The organism is Gilliamella sp. Pas-s27, from assembly GCF_009795865.1.
GTDB lineage: Bacteria > Pseudomonadota > Gammaproteobacteria > Enterobacterales > Orbaceae > Gilliamella.
The window spans coordinates 23,091-42,071 of sequence record NZ_WTEW01000022.1 but is presented as its reverse complement, the minus strand read 5'-3'; the positions used below and the strand labels follow the sequence as shown (position 1 = coordinate 42,071).

General features: G+C 35.2%; 20 protein-coding genes and 4 tRNA genes. 8 read left to right on the top strand and 16 right to left on the bottom strand.

The window, feature by feature from the left end:
• Window positions 1-181: 181 nt before the first annotated feature.
• From GQ589_RS09240 to GQ589_RS09225, 4 genes are all read right to left on the bottom strand, one after another.
• Window positions 182-257 (bottom strand) — tRNA-Gly (locus tag GQ589_RS09240).
• Between the two features lie 72 nt (window positions 258-329).
• Complete coding sequence (locus GQ589_RS09235; protein WP_160401540.1) at window positions 330-587, bottom strand: DUF1145 domain-containing protein; 258 nt, start codon at window positions 585-587, stop codon at window positions 330-332.
• A complete protein-coding gene (gene rsmD, locus GQ589_RS09230) occupies window positions 587-1,150 on the bottom strand; it encodes a 16S rRNA (guanine(966)-N(2))-methyltransferase RsmD (protein ID WP_160425769.1) in 564 nt (187 codons plus the stop codon). The genes GQ589_RS09235 and rsmD overlap by 1 nt, the downstream gene beginning before the upstream one ends.
• Window positions 1,151-1,163: 13 nt before the next feature.
• On the bottom strand, window positions 1,164-3,689 hold the full coding sequence (locus tag GQ589_RS09225) for a PBP1A family penicillin-binding protein (RefSeq protein ID WP_160425775.1): 2,526 nt from the start codon (window positions 3,687-3,689) through the stop codon (window positions 1,164-1,166).
• Between the two features lie 269 nt (window positions 3,690-3,958).
• Between GQ589_RS09225 and GQ589_RS09220 the strand changes: the two genes are divergently transcribed.
• On the top strand, window positions 3,959-4,363 hold the full coding sequence (locus GQ589_RS09220) for a protein YgfX (protein WP_160425767.1): 405 nt from the start codon (window positions 3,959-3,961) through the stop codon (window positions 4,361-4,363).
• Window positions 4,364-4,409: 46 nt separating this feature from the next.
• Here GQ589_RS09220 and tusA read toward each other — a convergent pair whose 3' ends face one another.
• From tusA to GQ589_RS09190, 6 genes are all read right to left on the bottom strand, one after another.
• Window positions 4,410-4,646 carry a sulfurtransferase TusA gene (tusA, locus tag GQ589_RS09215; RefSeq protein ID WP_160401535.1) on the bottom strand — a complete coding sequence of 79 codons (237 nt, stop codon included), beginning with the start codon at window positions 4,644-4,646 and terminating at the stop codon, window positions 4,410-4,412.
• 18 nt (window positions 4,647-4,664) lie between these two features.
• Window positions 4,665-5,471: a Cof-type HAD-IIB family hydrolase gene (locus tag GQ589_RS09210; RefSeq protein ID WP_160425773.1), complete on the bottom strand. Its 807-nt coding sequence runs from the start codon at window positions 5,469-5,471 to the stop codon at window positions 4,665-4,667.
• A gap of 115 nt (window positions 5,472-5,586) precedes the next feature.
• Window positions 5,587-6,912 carry a secretin N-terminal domain-containing protein gene (locus GQ589_RS09205; protein ID WP_202115065.1) on the bottom strand — a complete coding sequence of 442 codons (1,326 nt, stop codon included), beginning with the start codon at window positions 6,910-6,912 and terminating at the stop codon, window positions 5,587-5,589.
• On the bottom strand, window positions 6,905-7,273 hold the full coding sequence (locus GQ589_RS09200; RefSeq protein WP_160401533.1) for a hypothetical protein: 369 nt from the start codon (window positions 7,271-7,273) through the stop codon (window positions 6,905-6,907). The genes GQ589_RS09205 and GQ589_RS09200 overlap by 8 nt, the downstream gene beginning before the upstream one ends.
• A complete protein-coding gene (locus GQ589_RS09195) occupies window positions 7,273-7,746 on the bottom strand; it encodes a hypothetical protein (RefSeq protein ID WP_160411332.1) in 474 nt (157 codons plus the stop codon). The genes GQ589_RS09200 and GQ589_RS09195 overlap by 1 nt, the downstream gene beginning before the upstream one ends.
• Window positions 7,736-8,686, bottom strand: coding sequence for a PilN domain-containing protein (locus GQ589_RS09190; RefSeq protein ID WP_160425765.1), 951 nt, complete (start codon window positions 8,684-8,686; stop codon window positions 7,736-7,738). Before GQ589_RS09190 ends, GQ589_RS09195 begins: the two co-directional genes overlap by 11 nt.
• A gap of 203 nt (window positions 8,687-8,889) precedes the next feature.
• Here GQ589_RS09190 and GQ589_RS09185 point away from each other — a divergent pair.
• The 3 genes from GQ589_RS09185 (at window position 8,890) to GQ589_RS09175 (ending at window position 9,162) form a co-directional block, all read left to right on the top strand.
• Window positions 8,890-8,965, top strand: a tRNA-Val gene (locus tag GQ589_RS09185).
• A 36-nt stretch (window positions 8,966-9,001) separates the two neighbouring features.
• Window positions 9,002-9,077, top strand: a tRNA-Val gene (locus tag GQ589_RS09180).
• A gap of 9 nt (window positions 9,078-9,086) precedes the next feature.
• Window positions 9,087-9,162: transfer RNA gene (locus GQ589_RS09175), tRNA-Lys, on the top strand.
• A 215-nt stretch (window positions 9,163-9,377) separates the two neighbouring features.
• Here the strand turns inward: GQ589_RS09175 and GQ589_RS09170 are convergent.
• From GQ589_RS09170 to GQ589_RS09160, 3 genes are all read right to left on the bottom strand, one after another.
• Entirely contained in the window at window positions 9,378-10,004 is a 627-nt protein-coding gene (locus tag GQ589_RS09170; protein WP_160425763.1) for a LysE/ArgO family amino acid transporter, read from the bottom strand.
• A gap of 78 nt (window positions 10,005-10,082) precedes the next feature.
• Complete coding sequence (locus GQ589_RS09165; RefSeq protein WP_160425761.1) at window positions 10,083-11,429, bottom strand: APC family permease; 1,347 nt, start codon at window positions 11,427-11,429, stop codon at window positions 10,083-10,085.
• A 111-nt stretch (window positions 11,430-11,540) separates the two neighbouring features.
• Window positions 11,541-11,960, bottom strand: a complete 420-nt coding sequence (locus GQ589_RS09160; RefSeq protein WP_160425759.1) for an OsmC family protein — start codon at window positions 11,958-11,960, stop codon at window positions 11,541-11,543.
• A 273-nt stretch (window positions 11,961-12,233) separates the two neighbouring features.
• On the opposite strand from GQ589_RS09160, the gene GQ589_RS09155 reads away from it, so the two are divergent.
• On the top strand, window positions 12,234-13,040 hold the full coding sequence (locus GQ589_RS09155) for a sulfite exporter TauE/SafE family protein (RefSeq protein ID WP_160411335.1): 807 nt from the start codon (window positions 12,234-12,236) through the stop codon (window positions 13,038-13,040).
• 84 nt (window positions 13,041-13,124) lie between these two features.
• Here GQ589_RS09155 and mltB read toward each other — a convergent pair whose 3' ends face one another.
• On the bottom strand, window positions 13,125-14,198 hold the full coding sequence (gene mltB, locus GQ589_RS09150) for a lytic murein transglycosylase B (protein WP_160401524.1): 1,074 nt from the start codon (window positions 14,196-14,198) through the stop codon (window positions 13,125-13,127).
• Between the two features lie 56 nt (window positions 14,199-14,254).
• Window positions 14,255-15,244, bottom strand: a complete 990-nt coding sequence (locus GQ589_RS09145) for a 2-hydroxyacid dehydrogenase (RefSeq protein ID WP_160401560.1) — start codon at window positions 15,242-15,244, stop codon at window positions 14,255-14,257.
• A gap of 219 nt (window positions 15,245-15,463) precedes the next feature.
• Between GQ589_RS09145 and GQ589_RS09140 the strand changes: the two genes are divergently transcribed.
• Both GQ589_RS09140 and GQ589_RS09135 read left to right on the top strand, forming a co-directional pair.
• Window positions 15,464-16,726 (top strand): AmpG family muropeptide MFS transporter, encoded by a 1,263-nt coding sequence (locus GQ589_RS09140; RefSeq protein WP_160425757.1) that lies wholly within the window; start codon window positions 15,464-15,466, stop codon window positions 16,724-16,726.
• Window positions 16,727-16,734: 8 nt separating this feature from the next.
• A complete protein-coding gene (locus GQ589_RS09135; protein WP_160401522.1) occupies window positions 16,735-17,397 on the top strand; it encodes an NAD(P)H-dependent oxidoreductase in 663 nt (220 codons plus the stop codon).
• Between the two features lie 84 nt (window positions 17,398-17,481).
• Here GQ589_RS09135 and GQ589_RS09130 read toward each other — a convergent pair whose 3' ends face one another.
• Window positions 17,482-17,667, bottom strand: coding sequence for a hypothetical protein (locus tag GQ589_RS09130; protein WP_160401520.1), 186 nt, complete (start codon window positions 17,665-17,667; stop codon window positions 17,482-17,484).
• A 358-nt stretch (window positions 17,668-18,025) separates the two neighbouring features.
• Here GQ589_RS09130 and trxB point away from each other — a divergent pair, with 358 nt between their 5' ends.
• Window positions 18,026-18,979, top strand: a complete 954-nt coding sequence (gene trxB, locus GQ589_RS09125; protein WP_160425755.1) for a thioredoxin-disulfide reductase — start codon at window positions 18,026-18,028, stop codon at window positions 18,977-18,979.
• Window positions 18,980-18,981 lie beyond the last annotated feature (2 nt).

Here is an 18,981-nt window from a genome sequence, read left to right as displayed (position 1 = left end):
GGGAAGACACCCTGGCAAACATGGAATGATGCAAAGGGGTTGGTTAAGGAAAAGCAATTGGAGAATTTATTTTGCTCATCGGACATGCATTTTGTTAAAATGAAAACCGATGAGTAATACGTGTCTGTCAGATTAAGTTTGAGCTACTACAGACGTTACTGGACGTCTATGAATTAATAACTGGAGCGGGAAACGAGGTTCGAACTCGCGACCCCGACCTTGGCAAGGTCGTGCTCTACCAACTGAGCTATTCCCGCTTATTGAGGTGCTTCAAAAGAAGTGGTGAGCATTATACAAAAATTTTTGTATCTAGCAACCACTTTTTATTATTATTTTTTATCTTTCCAACTAAGTGATTCAAAAACGCCAAATAAGAACAGGCGCAATACTTTGAACTTGTCTTGTTGTTTTTCCTGTTTGGTCATGGTTGAGTTTAACATCCATGCTTGTAAGCCATGAGTAACCGCAAAAGCGATTAAGCCGATAATAGCAACCACATTCGCCGGTTTTGGGTAAGGGTGGATTAAGTTAAATAATAAAAATAGCCACATTAATGAGTATAAAGTTTTGCCAATAAAGATGAACATTAATTATCTTCCCGTATAAAAAGGTAACTGTGAACTTGGCCAGCGGTTTTTTCGCGATGTAAGCGCCAGTGAATGGGGATATAAGTTGTTAGGTCGTGCCCTATTTCTGTTTCAATATAGACATAAGCCGATGGTTTGAGCCAATTATTTTGCTCAAGTTGGCTAACTGTTTTGGCAACCAATGATTGGTGAAACGGCGGATCAATAAAGACCACATCAAACTGTTTTGAGGCTGGTCTGTTTAGCCATTCTAAAGTATCTGTATGATAAATATCAATAGCATCGCTAGCAATCTGTTGCTTGTTTTTGTTGAGTAGCATGGCAACTTGTTTGTCTTTTTCAAGCAGGATAACGCTTTTTGCACCTCTTGATGCGGCTTCAAAGCCAAGTGATCCGCTACCTGAAAAACAATCCAAACAATAGCTACCTTGGATAACTGGCATTAACCAGTTATATAGGGTTTCTTTAATGCGATCGGTAGTTGGGCGTAGTCCTTGCTTGTCAAGCACCGCTAATTTTCGCCCACGCCACTTTCCGCCAATAATTCTTATTGAACCATTCATGTTAAATCCTTTATCAGAATAGTTCTGATGTGTTGCCCTCTGAATCTGTTACTTTTGTACCCACTTCTTTTGTCGCATAACCTGTTGGTTCAGTACCTTTGATAAAATATTCTGACATGGTTTTAGAGCCAGAACTAGGTAATAATCCTGTTTTTTGGTCAATAGTAACCGAAATCACATTGTCAGGTTTTACATCTTGTTTTACAGGAACATCTTTTAGAGCAACTTTCATATAATCAACCCATATAGGATTTGCTGTTACAGCGCCTGCTTCGGCTCGGAATGTTCGACCTAAATCACGACGGTGATCGTCAAATCCCATCCATACAGTGGTCACAATATTGCCACCAAAGCCCGAAAACCAAACATCTTTAGATGAGTTGGTTGTTCCTGTTTTACCACCAACGTCTTTACGACCGAGCGCTTTTACTCGCCATGCAGTACCTTGCCAATTTGAACCACCAAATACAATAGAGCGAAGGCCATCTTTCATAATAAATGCAATGCCACTATTTAGTGTATGTGGAGCATATTTTGGTGTGCCGTCTGTATTATTGTCATTTGGGTTGATATTAGGCAATACTAAATCGTCATCAGCCTTAAGGTTAGCTTGTTCTGGCTCTTCGTTATCCGATTGGTTAGCTTCGTTTTCGACATTATCTAACGATACCACTGGTTTGATATCCTCGGGGACAACATCGTCATTACAACTTGGACACGCAATCATTGGTTGATGTTGATAAATCATACCTGTGCCATTACTGTATTCTATCTTCTCAATCAAATATGGTGTAATTAAGTAACCACCATTAGCAATAACCGAATACGCTCTTGCTACTTGTAACGGGGTAAACGATGCCGAGCCTAATGCTAATGATTCATTATGCGAGATGTTTTCTTTAGGGAAGCCAAAACGCTCTAAATAATTTGCCGCATAATCTATACCAACAGCACGTAAGGCTCTTACCATCATGACGTTTTTAGACATTCCTAAACCAATTCTTAATCTTAATGGTCCAGCATAAGTTGGTGGTGAGTTTTTAGGACGCCAAGTAGCACTACCCGTTGAACGAACAATAGGTGCATCATTAAGAAGTGTCGCCATTGTTAGCCCTTGCTCTAAAGTTGAAGCATAAATAAATGGTTTAATGTTAGAACCTAATTGCCTTAGTGCTTGTGTGGCTCGATTAAATTTGCTTAAGTTAAAATCATAACCACCCACTATCGCTTTGATTGCACCATTATCTGAATCAAGTGACACCAGCGCAGAATTAACTGCAGGGATTTGTGCTAGCTCCCAGTCTTCAGCCGATTTTTTAACCCAAATAAGTTGTCCTGCTTTGAGCGTATCAGATACTTTTTTCGGGAATGCACCTTGTCTTGTATCGCTAATAAATGGGCGTGCCCATTTCATGTTTTGGTATGTAATGGTTATATTACTTTTATCAGATAGTATCGCTGTTGCTTCTTTATCTGATGATGTCATGACAACCGCAGGACACATGCCACTATAGCATATGTATTTGTTAAGCGTTTGTTGAATTTTATCTGTTTCCCATGCAGTTTCGTTAGGTTGCCATAGAACTTTTTCAGCACCACGATAGCCATGTCTGATGTCGTAATCAATAATATGTTTTTTTACTGTTTCTGTTGCTGCTATTTGATCGGTTCTTGAAATAGTTGTATAGACTTTATAGCCATCTGTGTAGGCGTTTTCACCAAATTTATCATACATAAATTGACGCGCCATTTCAGCAACATAAGGGGCAGAAAATTCAATTTGTGGCGAGTGATAACTTACGTTAATTGGTTTTTTGATAGCTTCGTCGTATTGCGCTTGGGTGATATAAGATTGATCTAACATACGTCCTAATACCCAATTACGTCTAATTAATGCACGATCTGGATGAGAAATGGGATTATATGCCGATGGTGCATTAGGTAAGCCTGCCAATAAAGCCGCTTCATCAATTGTTAATTGATCGGGTGTTTTACCAAAGAAGGTATAAGATGCTGCCGCAACGCCGTATGCTCTTGAACCAAAATTGATCATGTTAAGATATAGTGCCATGATCTCTTCTTTTGATAGTTCTTTTTCCATACGAATCGCAAGGATTATCTCTTTTGCTTTCCGTGCAATGCTTTTTTCAGGTGTTAGGAAGAAGTTTTTAGCAACTTGCTGAGTGATAGTACTACCACCTTGGGAGAACCCTTTTTGCTTTAAGCCAATATACATGGCTCGAACAATACCAATCGGGTCAATACCAAAATGTTCGTAAAAGCGTGAGTCTTCTGTTGCGATAACGGCATTAACGACTATTGGTGGGATCTCGTCATATTTTAACGGCGTTCTGCGTCGTTCACCAAAAATGGCAATTAATTCACCATCTTTGCTTAGCACTTGCATTGGTGTTTGTAAGCGAACATTTTTTAATGTAGCAACATCAGGAAGCTCTTTTGAATAATGAGCATAACCTGCAATACCAATAACTACAGCACAAAGAAATGCACCAATAAATAATTTTAGAAGTAATTTCAACACTCTAACTAATATCACAAATCTTTCCTATTTAGATTTTTTTAAGGCAAAAATAATGGCATCAGAATTTTCTGCGCCAATGTTCGTAACCTATCTTTAGGTAAGGATCTTCATTTTAGCATTTCAAAAAATGCAAATATTCGATCGTTCATTGATTAAATCACAAAAAATTGTGCGCATTATCTCCCATATTTAGTTTTATTTTAAGCTATTTTTATCAGAATTTTGAAATAATTCTATTTTTACTTAATTGAGGTTAAACAAGTATTATGTGGAGCACACAACTTAGCATATCAAAGCAACAATTATGCATTGCAACGCTTTTTTATACAGTGCTAATAACACTTTGTCTAGTTTTGTTTGCTAACACGGCTTTCAACTATTGTACTTCTGTTATCATTCCATTATTAATAATAGAATGGTGGCGTTGCCTGCATTATTTGAAAATAATTAAAAGTGAATTTGCACTATTTCATTATATTAATCAAATATATTGGCACAAACAACGCTGGCATATAATGCATAAACCTTTGATATTCCGTTATGTTGTTATTTTAAATTTAAAATCTCGACGAAACGGAAAAAACGGTACACTTTGGCTAATGGTTGATAACCTCCAACCGAATGACTGGCGAACATTACGTTTTTACTTAAAACAGATTGAATTCACTTGATGCAACGACATACTTTTCTAAAATTTTTTATTAAGATGACTGTTAATCAATGCGATTTTTTAATCCAATATTGATATGGTTCTGATTCTATCTGTAATGAGAGTAATTCGTGATCCATGTGGCGGCAAAAACTAGGAACATCGCGCGTCGTAGCAAAATCATCGGCAATAACATAAAGAACTTGCCCTATAGCAAGTTCTCGAATGGTTTTTCTAATTAGCATAATAGGTTCAGGACAACGCAATCCAAGTGTATTGAGTTCTTTGTCTATAGTTATGTTCATTTTTTAATGTATTGATAATTATAAAAATAGCTTACTTAGATAATGAGGAACAGCATCTTGAGCGTTCGGTCCAATGACTTCTAATTCTGGTAATAGTTTCTTTAATTCTGCACTACCATTTTGCATTATACATCCTTTACCTGCCACTTTTAGCATTTCGTAGTCGTTCATGCCATCACCAAAAGCGATGCTGTCTTTTAAACTGTAACCGAGTTTCTCAACAACTTTTTTTAATGCACTGCCTTTTGAAACATTTTCTGACATGACTTCAAGACAATTTAATGTTGAAAAGGCAACACTAATTTTATTGCCAAATTTAGCCTCTAGTCGATTTTTTAACTGAACAAGATGTGGATAAAGTGCATCATCGGTTGTTGTAAAATAAATTTTAGCAATATCATTAGTATCAAAATCAAGTGGATTGAATAATTGATAAGTAAACTGTGTATCACGATAAAATTCTAACGAGAAAGTATCCTCTTTATTAATCAACCAATGATCACCACGATATAAATGAGTATAAATTAATGGATCATCCATACTCATTTGAGCAATTTCACTCGCAAGCAAGGGGGAAATACTTTGGCTAAAGATTAAATTACCTTGACTATCATGCACCCTTGCGCCATTTGAGGTTATCATAAAAGCATCTATTTCCATATTTTCGCGCATTTGTGCGACATCAATATGGTGTCTGCCAGTTGCAAACACAAAATGAATTCCTTTATTACGGAGTGCTTGAAGAACTTGTTTGGTATAAGGTGATAAGCTATGTTCAGGCGTTAATAAAGTCCCGTCTAAATCAGAAGCAACAACATGCATAATATTCTCGACTTTTATAATAAATGATAATAATGACTAAGATAATATACTTTGAACTGTAATGAGGCATCAAAGTAAAACAAAAATAGGTCAAAGTATAATACAACTCCGTTAACATTTACTCAACTAATTGTGGTGTAATAAAAATAACTAACTCACGTTTTTGCTGTTTTTTGCTGTTGTGTTTAAATAAATTGCCAATTACAGGCACGTCACCAACACCTGGAACTTTACGTTTGTTATTAGTATTAACCTGTTGAAAGATTCCCCCTAACACAAGGGTTTCCCCATTTTTTATTTGCACTTGTGTTTTGATTTCTTGTGTATCAATTGCAAGCGCTTCGCCACCATCACTACGTTTTATTGAACGCCCTGCTGTATTTTGTGTAATATATAAATCTAAAATCATGCGATCATCAGACAGTATTTTAGGGGTCACTTCTAACCCCAATACCGCTGGTTTAAACTCAATCGATGTCGCGCCATTGCTACCACTAGACACTTCGTAAGGAATTTCGGTACCTTGTTTTATCGATGCCATGTTTTGATTAGAAGTAAGTAAATTTGGACTAGCAATAATTTCTAGTTGATTTTCAGATTCAAGCGCTGATAATTCCAAATTCAACAAACTTCCCGATAGTTTTGCTAAATTAAACCCCACCGTTGTAGTAGGATGTGCTACACCAAGACTAACATCAAACTTATCCAATAATTGCGATGACTTACCTGCATACCCCCATTTAATACCAAGCTGTGACATGCTTTCATCACTCATAGTGACAATATGAGCTGAAATATGAACTTGAGGCATGGGTTTATCAAGTGTTTTTACCAATTTTTTGATTTGAGTAAATTGTTTAGCTAAATCAGTAATAATCAGTGAATTGGTACGTTTATCGAGTGCTACCTTTCCCCTTTCTGAAAGTAGCCCTTGCTGTTGAATTGTCTCGATTAACGTTGTTGGATCTGCATGATTAATCGGTATTGATAATGAGCTAAGCGGTTGGTTAAACTCTTGTTCTTTTTGCGCTAATTGTTGTTTTTGTAACAATATTTCAGGATCTGGTGATTTAGAAACAAACAAAATATTGTCATCAATTTCTGCGTGTAAATTTGCTGAATCTAATACGATCTTTAATGCTTTATTCCAATCAACGTTATTTAGTTTAATGGTTTGCTTTATGGGTAAATCTTCTATCATAACCAAATTCATCTGTTTACTATCAGCTAGTGCCTGTAAAATGATGGCAATGTCGGTTTGATAAAATGTCATTGAGACATTTTTTTGCTGTTTGGCATTTAATGATTGATCGATATTGGCATAACAGGCTTTTATTCCAATGATAAAAAAAATAAAAATAATTGTTATTGCCAAATTGCTTTTAGTTTGAGTAATAAGGCTAATATAGTGATTTAGCCGTTGGTTCTTAAGATTGTTATTCATTGATAGGCATTGTCCATGATACAGTGTTATGGCAATAATCAGGTAGATTTGCTTGCCAAATAATTTTATCGTTAAGTAAAGATTGCACATGCCAAGGAAATAAGACATTTGGCACAGCATCATCGGTTATTGCTAGCCATTGATTATCGGATACTAGCCAAATCTGTTGATAATTTTGATCTATTTGTTTCATTATTCCCCTAAAATGCCAAATTTGAATTTGTTCAAGCAGTTGTTCGGTTTGTTCACTACAAGAAATCGAATAATATGGTTGAAAAGGATCCCGTTCTAAAGGCTTGTCTGCTTTTAGGTCAAAACAGACAAAAAACAATAAACCGATGCATAAAAATAAATAACGCATCACTCATTATCCTTTTTAAACAATAATGTAAAGGTGATCTGTAACTGCTGATCTTGTTTACTAATTTTTAGGTTTTGAAAATCAAGAAAATAAAAATCATTGGTTAATGATGAAATTAAATTCATAAAATTAAAAAACTGACCATTTAGCTCTATATCCCAATTCACTGTTTGGTCTGCTTGATAGCGCTTAAAGGCACTTAACACTAGGTGATGTTGTTCGATCGCCTGTGCTAGCTCTTGTTCTGATATCAAACTATATAAACTATTTTTACTTGTTTGATAACGATTCACTTTGTTCTGTAATAGCTGCGTTTCAGTGATTTTTTGTTGATATGCGTTGGCATTTAATCTAGCTTGTTGCTCAATATCGTGGATAAAAAATAGATAAACAACTGCAAAAACTGCCAAACAACAAAATATAGACAGCAGATATTGTTGCCAAATTGGGCGATTAAAAAAATCATTGTTCATTAAGGCGCATTTCCATTTCAAAAACTAAGTTCGTTTTATTAGATAAGACGCTATTTATTTGACTGTTGTTGATATTTTTCATTGTTAACAGATTCTGATTAAAATTAGTTAATTCAACATAGCTAAAACTTTGCCCATCAATCCTAACTTTTTGGTGTTCATAATAAAAAGAATTCAACCAAATAACCGAAGGCAATTGTTCTGAAAACAACAATAATGCATTTTGGATCTGCTTTTGACTTAATGATGGGTTAGGTAAGTAACTAGATAATTCAGCCGTGAGTTTTTGTACTACCTGCTGTTGTTCTAGTAGTTTTTGCTCATAATATTGCTGTTCATTTCGCGCTTGAATCCACCAATAACAAAGCAAACAGCTAATTATGCCGATAAAACTAACAATTGTGTACGCTAATTGCCGTTGGTGTTTTATTTGCTTTTCTTGTCGCCAAGGTAAAAAATTAATTTCAGCATGGTCAAATCGACAACCAACAAATGTTAATCGTAGTTCATATTTTTTAAAAATATTTACCCAATTTTCAATGTTATTGCGCTCAGTTATCATCACGGTAACGTATTTATTTTGTTTGGTTGGATAAACAAAATCAAAAAATACATTTTTAGTGGGTAATTGAAATAATTTATAAATGTTAGCTTCAATATATAAAATTAATTCACTTAATTTTAACTTTATGTCTGGTAAAGTAAGTTGTTGTGTTTGGATTAAATTGACGTCCAAATTAAGTTCAAATTCAGTCCGTCCCACAAATTTCTTTTGTAAATCACTTAAAAATAAATCGATATCAGCTTCATTTTGATAATGAAATGCAACTAAATCATCGCTCATATCTAATGTAGTGACTTGCTTGGCAGAGCTCACTGTCTTATATCGTAAAATAGTGGGCTGAACATAAATAATGACACGTTCTTTATTAAAAACCATGATGGATTAACTTTTTATTTGTGATAACCGAATCGCTTCATCATAGTAATTCTTTACTAAATAAAAATAGAGAAAAGTAATTTTTGCGAACTATCACCCAAAAAATGTTTAAAATTAAATCGAACAAAGCCGATTTTAGAGAAATTTAAAAAAAAAGGTTGACTGAAATAAGACGTGCCTTATAATGCACATCCACACGGTAAGGGTGATTAGCTCAGTTGGGAGAGCACCTCCCTTACAAGGAGGGGGTCACTGGTTCGAACCCGGTATCACCCACCAATCTTTACCGTGACGTTTTAGAAATAAAAACATTTGGGGTGATTAGCTCAGTTGGGAGAGCACCTCCCTTACAAGGAGGGGGTCACTGGTTCGAACCCGGTATCACCCACCATCTTCAGATGGGTCGTTAGCTCAGTCGGTAGAGCAGCGGACTTTTAATCCGTTGGTCGAGCGTTCGAATCGCTCACGACCCACCATTTGATTATACTATTCCAAAACAAATCAGATTAATCTAATTAAACAAAAAATCGAAGATAACACTACGCTAACGTTAGAAAAATTTCCCCAAAACAACAAATAGTTACAAAACTCATAACAACCTTTTTAAGGTTTTCCATTCATGGTTAAATTTGTCTTTAAGATAAAAAGAAAAAATAGTTCTTTTTATCTTATAAAGTACCATAATATAATATTAATAACTATCAAAAACATACCAAGCTAATTGATAAGCGATATAAAACATCGTACACCCAATCAAAAAGTCCAATATGATCCAAACCTTTTTTTGTTTAAATAGCGGTGTTAGCAGTCTTGCACCATAACCTATCCCAAAAAACCAAATGAACGAAACACAAACAGCACCAATTAAAAAAGCCAATTTTTGTTCATTTGTTAATGTACTAGCAATACCACCCACAATAACAACGGTATCTAAATAAACATGAGGATTGAGTAAAGTAACAGCCAAGGTTGCTAGTATCACTTTGGATAAACGACTATTTTGCAAATTTTGAGATTCTATTTGCAAATAACTATTACCTTGAACGGCACTTTTAAAAGATGAAAAACCATACCAACTCAAAAAAATCGCCCCTAAAGTGGCAAGAATACGAGTTATTAGCAAATTAGTACTAATAAATGTCCCCACTCCCAAAATACCTACTGACATTAGTGCAAAATCACAGACAAAGCAGATTACTACTACAAAAAAGATATAATTTTTTAATATCCCTTGTTTAAGCACAAATAAATTTTGAGCCCCAATGGCAATAATTAGACTTGCTGAAATTAATGCACCTCGTAATATTTCTGATAGCATTTTGTGATAACTTTTTGGGGAAAAATGAGGGAACATTATCACATTCCCTATAAACCTTCAATAAATGTATGACGTTAGCTATTTACGTTGTTGTAGCCATGTTAATTGTGTTCGGCCTTTGTTTAAATAGAGAATAATGCCACCCACTACTAGCCAAATAACACCAACAATTTTTGCGTCATTATTAATATGAAATAATATTGGCAATAGCACCACAATTCCGATAATTGGCATCACAACATCTATCACCCACGAAAGCCATCCTGTAGATCCTTTTTTAAGCTTGAAATAGCCAATAACAGATAGATGTAGCATAATAAATGCGGCTAACGCGCCAACATCAACAAATGACACTAAAGTAGGTAACCCTTTAGCGTTATTAGCAGCAATAACCACTAAACATAAGTTAAATAAAGCAACAAATATAACAGCCATTGTTGGTACACCACTTTTTTTACCAACTTTAGCCAAGAATGATGGTAAACGCTTATCACGCCCCATACTAAATAAAAGTCGACTTGCTGCAGCTTGCCCAACCATTGCTGCAAATGAAGCCCCAATGGCCTTCATAAAACTAAGCGACCAACCTAACCACAAATTAATCTCTTGATTGACAATATTATAGTACGCTTTACCCTGCAATTCTGGATGGCTACGCAGATATTCTGGAGTATAAGGATTAAGTAAAGCACCGACATAAATTTGCACCACAAATAGACAACCAGCTAAAATTAAGCAGGTCATAATCGCTTTACTTACTATATTATGGCGACCGCCATTTTCTTCAGAAAAAGTCGCAATAGCATCAAACCCCAAATAAGATAATACAGCTATAGACACAGCATTAAACAGGTTTCCCCAACTAAACAAATCCCCCCCCCTGAAAGGTTGTAACCAATCTCGACTAATACCGCTAGTAGTAATGATCCAAATACCAACAGATAGAACCGCAAACAGTACAATAATTTCAAATATTAAGATGACTAAAGTGATTTTAGCTGATTTTTTAACGCCAATTAAATTCAGCACCGTGGTTAATATAACCGCCAAGCAAGTCCATATCCATATTGGTACATCGGGAATCAAAGCATTTAGCGATATACCGCTAAATAAGTAAGCAACCGCAGGGATAAACATATAATCAAGTAACAATAACCAACCGACTAAAAATCCCACATTAGGGTGAATACCAATAGAACAATAGGCATAAACCGCTCCTGCATGTGGCAGTGCATTTGCCATTCTTGCATAAGAAAGGGCCGTAAAAGCCATCACAAAAGTTGCAACAATATAAACTAAAGCAATCGCACCATCGCTTATTGCATTTAAAACACCAAATAGCCCTATCGGTGCTGCGGGTCCAATAAAAAGCAATCCCAGAATAACCAAATCCCGGAATCGCATATTTTTACTTAACTGTTGCATTATCATTCTCGTATCATAATTATCAATAAGGTAAAATATTAAATGATTAATGCAAAACACACTAAGATCAGCTTGTTATTAGATTATAATTATTAGTTATAAGCATAACGTTTACTGATGCTCTCTAATTTCATAGGTATACGACATTTTTGCTGTTTTGCCTAACATGATAGAAGCACTACAATATTTTTCTGAAGCAAGTTTTATGGCTCTTTCAACTGCTTCGCTATCAATATTAATGCCCGTAATAACAATATGAAAACTAATTGACGTATACACCTTAGGCGAAGATTCAGCTTGATTTTTATCAATATCAATCCAAAGATCGCGCACATCTTTTTTATTATTTTTTAAAATAGCAATAATATCATAGGCCATACATCCCGCAGCACCATGCAACAAAAGCTCCATAGGACGAGCCCCTCGATTGTGACCACCATGTTCAATACCTCCATCCATAACTAACGAATGCCCACTTGCGGTTTCGCCTAAAAAGCCAAAATCATCAACCCACTTTAAACGATCTTTCATTATTTGCTCCTTTTCAATTTATCTTTAAACTATTAATGCGTTACAATTTAGTAAATAACATAAAGGTTTTTAGTTATTATGTCATCTTTTGCCTTGTAGTTTTTTGAGCAAAACGAATAACAATATAAAACTGTTTGCTAATAGATTCATTGATATATCTTAAATAACTCAGGTAAAATAAAGAGAATTTTGCAACGAATATATCCTAGCTTTAATTTTCACTTAACGACCAATAAACTGGTTATTTGTTTAGCGTCACCTTAAGGATTGAATATGATTTTTGAGTTTCTAATCTTTCTCTGTATTGGTGCAGCCGCAGGGTTATTAGCGGGTATGTTTGGTGTTGGGGGTGGCGCATTAATTGTGCCTGCTTTAATCTTCACTTTGAGTTATTTCAATCTGGGCGAGGCATGGATTAACCATATTGCTATTGCGACATCATTAGCCACAATTATTGGCACTAGTTTATCATCTAGCTATATACACAATAAAAACCACAATATTCAGTGGCCAATCCTAAAAAAAATGGTTTTAGGTTGTATAATTGGTACGTTATGTGGTTCGTATATGACGCCTTATATTCCAGGAAATTGGTTAAAATGGATTTTTATTCTATTTCTTATCTATGTAAGTGTTAAATTTATTTTACAGATAGACAAAAAACAAGAAAATCAATTCAGTAAAGATACTTCTTTTAATAATTACATTTTTGTATTTGCTGGCACTGTAATTGGTATTTTCTCCGCTCTTGTCGGCGTTGGTGGCGGTGTATTAGTTATTCCTTTTTTGAAAAGGTGTGGTGTAGATATGCGTAAAGCAATTGGGACATCGGCCGCATTTACCTTACCAGTTGCGATTGGTGGAACCATTGGTTATATAATAGCTGGTTGGAATAACTCACAATTGCCACAATATTGTTTAGGTTTTGTTTATTTACCTGCAGCATTAGTTATTATGTTAGCAAGTATACCGATGGCTAAAGTAGGTGTGCAAATTGCGCAAAAATTATCAATAAAAAAATTAATCCGATTTTTTGGTCTTTTTCTATTATTGCTAGCCATAAAGTTAACCATTTCTTAGTATTATTGCCACAAAAAAGGTCGCAATTGCGACCTTAAACCTATAACACAAGCCAATATTCGATTAGTACTAAGCAAAAAATCGTTATCTTGCGTCTTTTACCGCCAGCCCTAATTGCCAAACGGCCATGGCATAATGTGTACTGTGATTATAACGGGTGATAGTATAAAAGTTTGGTAATCCATACCAAAATTGATAACTATCCCCCACATCAAGCCGTAATAAGCTAACTTGCGTATGTCCATCTAAAGAGCTTCGAGGCTTTAATCCCGATTTTGCAAGCTCTTCAATTGAGTATTTGGTACTAAAACCAGTATTAAGAGATGGAGCTTGACCATCAGCAATGACCGCTACTTTTTTACCTCGTTGCCAACCATGTGATTTAAAATAATTAGCTACACTACCGATAGCATCAACAGGATCCCATAAATCAATATGCCCATCATGATTAAAATCGACAGCGTGACGTCTAAATGCTGAAGGCATAAATTGACCATATCCCATTGCTCCGGCAAACGATCCGCTTAAATCAAAAGGATCAACGCCTTCATCTCGACACATTACCAAAAAGTCTTCTAGCTCATTAGAAAAGTACTGTGCACGCCTTGGGTAATAAAAAGCCAGCGTTGATAGAGCATCAATAATTTTGGTTTTACCCATTACTCTGCCCCAACCGGTTTCGACACCAATAATACCAACAATAATTTCGGGTGGAACACCGTATTCATTATAAGCACGCTGTAGTTCTTTTTGGTATTGATTCCAAAATTCAACACCTCGAGGAAGGTTACTTGCAGTAATAAATTTATTTTTATATCGAATCCAAGCGCCATTTGGTACTGTTGATGAACCTGCTTTTGGCGCTTGTTTATCCATTAAATTAATGGCCCAATCAAGCTTATTGGCTTGTGCAAGCACATTACGCAACTGTTGGCGGTTAAAACCATGTTTACTAACCATTCTATCGATAAACTTTTCTTGATCGACCGCTAATGGGGCACTTGTGTTTTTTTCCTGATTGTGATCTTTTTCAAGATAAACCCCACCTTTGACATTGGTATGTCCACGGTGTTCTTTCATTGGTGATGTTGGCGATCGCTTATTACTACAAGCTGTAAGTAATAAAATTAAACTAACAAAAACGATAATGCGTTGCATAAAAAAACCATATTTTAAGTAGTTGAAAAATCGACAACATCATAAAATATTTATTGTTATTTAACAATATTTGGACATGGTTTACCTTCAGATATTTGCTTAATATTATTTAACGTGGTATCAGAAATATTCAATAACGCTTCTTGTGTTAAAAAGGCTTGATGACCAGTAAAAATAACGTTATGACAAGAAGACAAACGGCGGAAAACATCATCTAAAATAACATCATTAGATTTATCTTCAAAAAAGAGATCACGTTCATTTTCATAAACATCCATCCCCAAAGCACCTATTTTTGATTGTTTTAATGCATCAATTGCGGCTGTTGCGTCAAGTAATGCTCCACGACTGGTATTGATAATCATCACACCATCTTTCATCTTTTGAAAAGATTCTTTATTCAATAAATGATAATTTTCAGGCGTCATTGGGCAATGTAGCGTAATCACATCTGATTTTGCATATAACTCATCTAACTCAACATATTGTGCCCCTAACTCAACTGCAATATCATTTGGATAAGGATCATAAGCAAGAATATGCATACCAAAACCTTTCAAGATGCGGATAACAGCTTGACCAATTTTGCCAGTACCAATAACCCCAGCAGTACGATTGTGCATATTAAAGCCAGTCAAGCCATCTAACGAAAAGTTTGCATCACGAGTTCGTTGATAAGCCTTATGAGTTCTTCTGTTTAGTGTCATCATTAATGCCACTGCATGTTCCGCAACAGCTTCGGGAGAATAAGCAGGAACACGGACAATAGTAATGCCTAGTTTTTCAGCCTCGCCTAAATCAACATTATCAAACCCAGCACAGCGAAGTGCTAAAATTTTAATACCAAAACTGGCTAATTTTTGAAGTACTTTTTTATCTATTTCATCGTTCACAAATGCACAGACCGCATCATAACCTTGGGCAGTAACCACTGTTTTATGACTTAATTTATGCTCATAATATTCAATATCAAAACCAAATTTTTTATTTGTGATGTCTAAATGTTCTTTGTCATAATGCTTACTACTAAAGACAGCAACTTTGATTGAACTTTTCATATTACTGAACCCCTTTTGATGATAATTAGTTAATTTTTAACTGAATATTGGCATTAAATTTTATACTGAAACATATTTATTCAATACCACTCTTGGTTTTTTGAAAAATGACTTTAGGTAACGGTTTATCTTGGCTTGTAGAATTATTTTTTGGTGTTGTGTGATATGATAACACTTTGCAAAAAAACTAACCATTAAAGTTAAATAATGAATAATTCGCAAAATTCACTTTTAAAAACCATTTTTACTACCAAGATGATGATCTGCATTTTTACGGGTTTTGCTTCTGGTCTTCCTTTTTATTTATTATTACAACTATTACCTGCATGGCTAGAAAGTGATGGTATTAATATCAAAGCGATTAGTGCTTTCTCATTAACACAGATCCCCTATATTTTAAAATTCATGTGGTCACCATTGATGGATAACATTTCACTCTTTAATTTAGGGCGACGACGTGGTTGGATGCTTGGTTCACAAATAATACTTTTATTTTCGATCGCAATATTGGGATTTTTTTCACCTTCATTAAATATTTGGTTAATAGCTACTATTTGCTTTATTATTGCGCTGTTTTCAGCCACACAAGATATTGCACTGGATGCTTTTAGACGAGAGTTATTACTTGATAAAGAATTAGGACTTGGTAATAGTATTCATACTAATGCCTATCGTATTGCAGGTTTAGTACCTGGGTCATTATCGCTGATATTATCCAATACCTTACCATGGAATAGTGTTTTTATTATCACAGGACTTTTTATGCTACCTGCCATCATCATGACACTATTAGTGAAAGAGCCGATTAACCAATCACCCCAAAATCATACTTTTGAAGATATCATCATTAAGCCATTTAGTGAGTTTATTACTCGAAATGGACTTAAAACAGCCATATTAATTTTAACATTCATATTTTTATATAAACTAGGCGATAGCATGGCAACCGCTTTAGCTACAAATTTTTATTTACAAATGGGTTACAGTCGCCCCGATATTGGTTGGATTGCAAAAAATGCCTCGTTATGGCCAAGTGTGTTTGGTGCATTAATGGGCGGTATTTTGATGATCAAAATAGGCATAAACAGAGCACTATGGTCTTTTGGCGTTGTTCAAGTTATATCAATTTTAGGATTTGTTTGGCTTTCGATAGAAGGACCATTTACTACAATAGGAACATTTCAAAAAACATTATTAGCCATAGTAATTGGAGTTGAATCACTTGGCGTAGGTCTTGGTTCTGCTGCCTTTGTCGCATTTATTGCAAAAACAACTAACCCACTTTATACAGCAACCCAATTTGCTTTATTTACTAGTATTGCTTCAATACCTAGAACGTTAATTAATGCATCTACAGGTATTATGGTTGAATATTTAGGATGGACAAACTTTTTTTGTTTATGTTTTATTCTTGCCATTCCTGGTATGTTATTATTATTAAAAGTTGCCCCGTGGAATAGCCAATCTTAGGAGAAAATATGGACAAGCTAACCCAAGCATTCGACTTTAGACATGCATGTAAAAAATTTGACGACACAAAAAAGATCAACAATGATGATATTGAATATATATTAGAGGCAGGGCGACAATCTCCTTCATCATTTGGTATGGAACCTTGGCATTTTGTAGTGGTTGATAGCCACAAAATAAAAGTTGAATTACGCAATGTTTGCTACAACCAAGAGCAAGTCACAAGCTGTTCGCATTTTGTAATTGTGCTTTACCGCAAAGCGAATAATTTTACGTTACAGAGCGATTATTTACGACAAACAATTGCACGCACCTTACCCGATCCCAATAATCAAACCGATATTGATATTGCTTGCCAAGGCTTTATCAATTTTTGCGAACAAGGCTTAGCCGACGGCTTAACCATCAACCACTGGTCAGAAATGCAAGACTATATCGCTAGTGCCAATATGATGACGGCAGCAGCATTTCGTGGTATTGACTCGTGTGCTATTGGTGGATTTGATCATGATAAAGTCATAAAAATTCTAGAAAAACACATTCCCCAATTTGGCGGTGACTCATTTGGTGTTGGACTTTGTTTGGCTTTTGGTTACCGCATCAACGAACCTACTGCACATATCCGTTGGTCGCTTTCAGACTTAACTACGCATCTATCAGATAACAGTTAAATCAATTTAACCACTTACTACCTTCGTCCTTTATTACCAAACAACGAATGAAGGCAGTAAGTATAAATATTACTTTATTGAATATTACTTAATGGATTGATAAAGTGCCTCAGCATCCATTGAGGCCGAATCCATAATAAATGAAATACCCGATAAAATATTACCAATTTGAGGGTCACTAACATTTTGTTGTACTGAATTTAAAATCTCTTGTGCCCAATTAATTTTTCTAAGCACGGCTTCTGCATTATCCTTTGAAGGATTATCCATATCGTCTTCCCCTTACTTTTGTCAGGATATAAAATAAACCAATAATCAAAAAAGATTATCAGATAATGGAAAAATAAAGTTAAAAATAAAAGTGCATATTTTAAACACAGAAAATAAAAAACAAAAATAAACATAATTTAAAAAAATAACAAAGATATATAAAGCAATTGAAAATAAAAAGATAACCTTGCTCAATACAACCAATACAACAAAGTAAATCGTTCTTATTGTTACAGCCTATCACTACAATAATGAATTATTTTGCACCTTGAAGATTGATAATGTTAGACTTATCAGTCATAAATTAAGTTAATTTTGTTTAAAATAATCAAAATTAAAAATAAGTAAGGATTTAAACATGAAAACCAAACACGCACGCCTATTAATACTTGGTTCTGGTCCAGCGGGCTATACTGCTGCTGTTTATGCAGCTCGAGCTAACCTTTCACCCGTATTAATTACAGGAATGCAACAAGGTGGGCAACTCACTACCACCACCGACCTTGAAAACTGGCCAGCAGGTGCACCTGATCTAACAGGACCTGAATTAATGCTCAAAATGCAAGAACATGCCGAAAGATTTAATACTGAAATTATTTTAGATCAAATTGATCGTGTCGATTTTAGCACTAAGCCTTATAAGCTTTTTGGTAGTGAGACTGAATATAGCTGTGATGCACTCATTATTGCAACAGGTGCTTCGGCACAATATCTTGGTCTACCATCTGAAGAGGCGTTTAAAAGTAAAGGCGTATCTGCGTGTGCAACCTGCGACGGATTTTTTTACCGCAACCAAAAAGTTGCTGTCGTAGGCGGTGGTAATACAGCTGTTGAAGAAACACTTTACTTAGCCAATATTGCGAGTGAAGTACACTTAATTCACCGTCGAGACAGCTTTAGAGCTGAAAAAATATTAATGGATCGCTTGGCTGAAAAAGTCAAAGAAGGCAAAGTGATTTTACATACTCATCGCATCGTTGACGAAGTATTAGGTGATGATATGGGCGTAACAGGTGTTAGGATCCGTAGCACACAAGCCCCTAACATAACCGAAGACATCTCAGTTTTAGGTGTATTTATCGCCATTGGTCACAAACCCAATACCACTATATTTGAAGGTCAACTTGAACTAAATGGTGGTTATATCAAAGTACAATCAGGTACTCAAGGCAATGCCACACAAACTAGTATCGAAGGTATTTTTGCTGCAGGTGATGTTATGGATCATGTTTATCGACAAGCCATTACATCTGCAGGAACTGGTTGCATGGCTGCTTTAGATGCGGAACATTATTTAGACAACTTAAAATAAAA

Coding starts and splice junctions, on each gene's coding strand:
- GQ589_RS09235 (WP_160401540.1), bottom strand. CDS start 587: ATGTTCATCTTTATTGGCAAAACTTTATACTCATTAATGTGGCTATTT.
- rsmD (WP_160425769.1), bottom strand. CDS start 1,150: ATGAATGGTTCAATAAGAATTATTGGCGGAAAGTGGCGTGGGCGAAAA.
- GQ589_RS09220 (WP_160425767.1), top strand. CDS start 3,959: ATGTGGAGCACACAACTTAGCATATCAAAGCAACAATTATGCATTGCA.
- tusA (WP_160401535.1), bottom strand. CDS start 4,646: ATGAACATAACTATAGACAAAGAACTCAATACACTTGGATTGCGTTGT.
- GQ589_RS09205 (WP_202115065.1), bottom strand. CDS start 6,912: ATGAATAACAATCTTAAGAACCAACGGCTAAATCACTATATTAGCCTT.
- GQ589_RS09200 (WP_160401533.1), bottom strand. CDS start 7,273: ATGCGTTATTTATTTTTATGCATCGGTTTATTGTTTTTTGTCTGTTTT.
- GQ589_RS09195 (WP_160411332.1), bottom strand. CDS start 7,746: ATGAACAATGATTTTTTTAATCGCCCAATTTGGCAACAATATCTGCTG.
- GQ589_RS09190 (WP_160425765.1), bottom strand. CDS start 8,686: ATGGTTTTTAATAAAGAACGTGTCATTATTTATGTTCAGCCCACTATT.
- GQ589_RS09170 (WP_160425763.1), bottom strand. CDS start 10,004: ATGCTATCAGAAATATTACGAGGTGCATTAATTTCAGCAAGTCTAATT.
- GQ589_RS09165 (WP_160425761.1), bottom strand. CDS start 11,429: ATGCAACAGTTAAGTAAAAATATGCGATTCCGGGATTTGGTTATTCTG.
- GQ589_RS09160 (WP_160425759.1), bottom strand. CDS start 11,960: ATGAAAGATCGTTTAAAGTGGGTTGATGATTTTGGCTTTTTAGGCGAA.
- GQ589_RS09155 (WP_160411335.1), top strand. CDS start 12,234: ATGATTTTTGAGTTTCTAATCTTTCTCTGTATTGGTGCAGCCGCAGGG.
- mltB (WP_160401524.1), bottom strand. CDS start 14,198: ATGCAACGCATTATCGTTTTTGTTAGTTTAATTTTATTACTTACAGCT.
- GQ589_RS09140 (WP_160425757.1), top strand. CDS start 15,464: ATGAATAATTCGCAAAATTCACTTTTAAAAACCATTTTTACTACCAAG.
- GQ589_RS09135 (WP_160401522.1), top strand. CDS start 16,735: ATGGACAAGCTAACCCAAGCATTCGACTTTAGACATGCATGTAAAAAA.
- GQ589_RS09130 (WP_160401520.1), bottom strand. CDS start 17,667: ATGGATAATCCTTCAAAGGATAATGCAGAAGCCGTGCTTAGAAAAATT.
- trxB (WP_160425755.1), top strand. CDS start 18,026: ATGAAAACCAAACACGCACGCCTATTAATACTTGGTTCTGGTCCAGCG.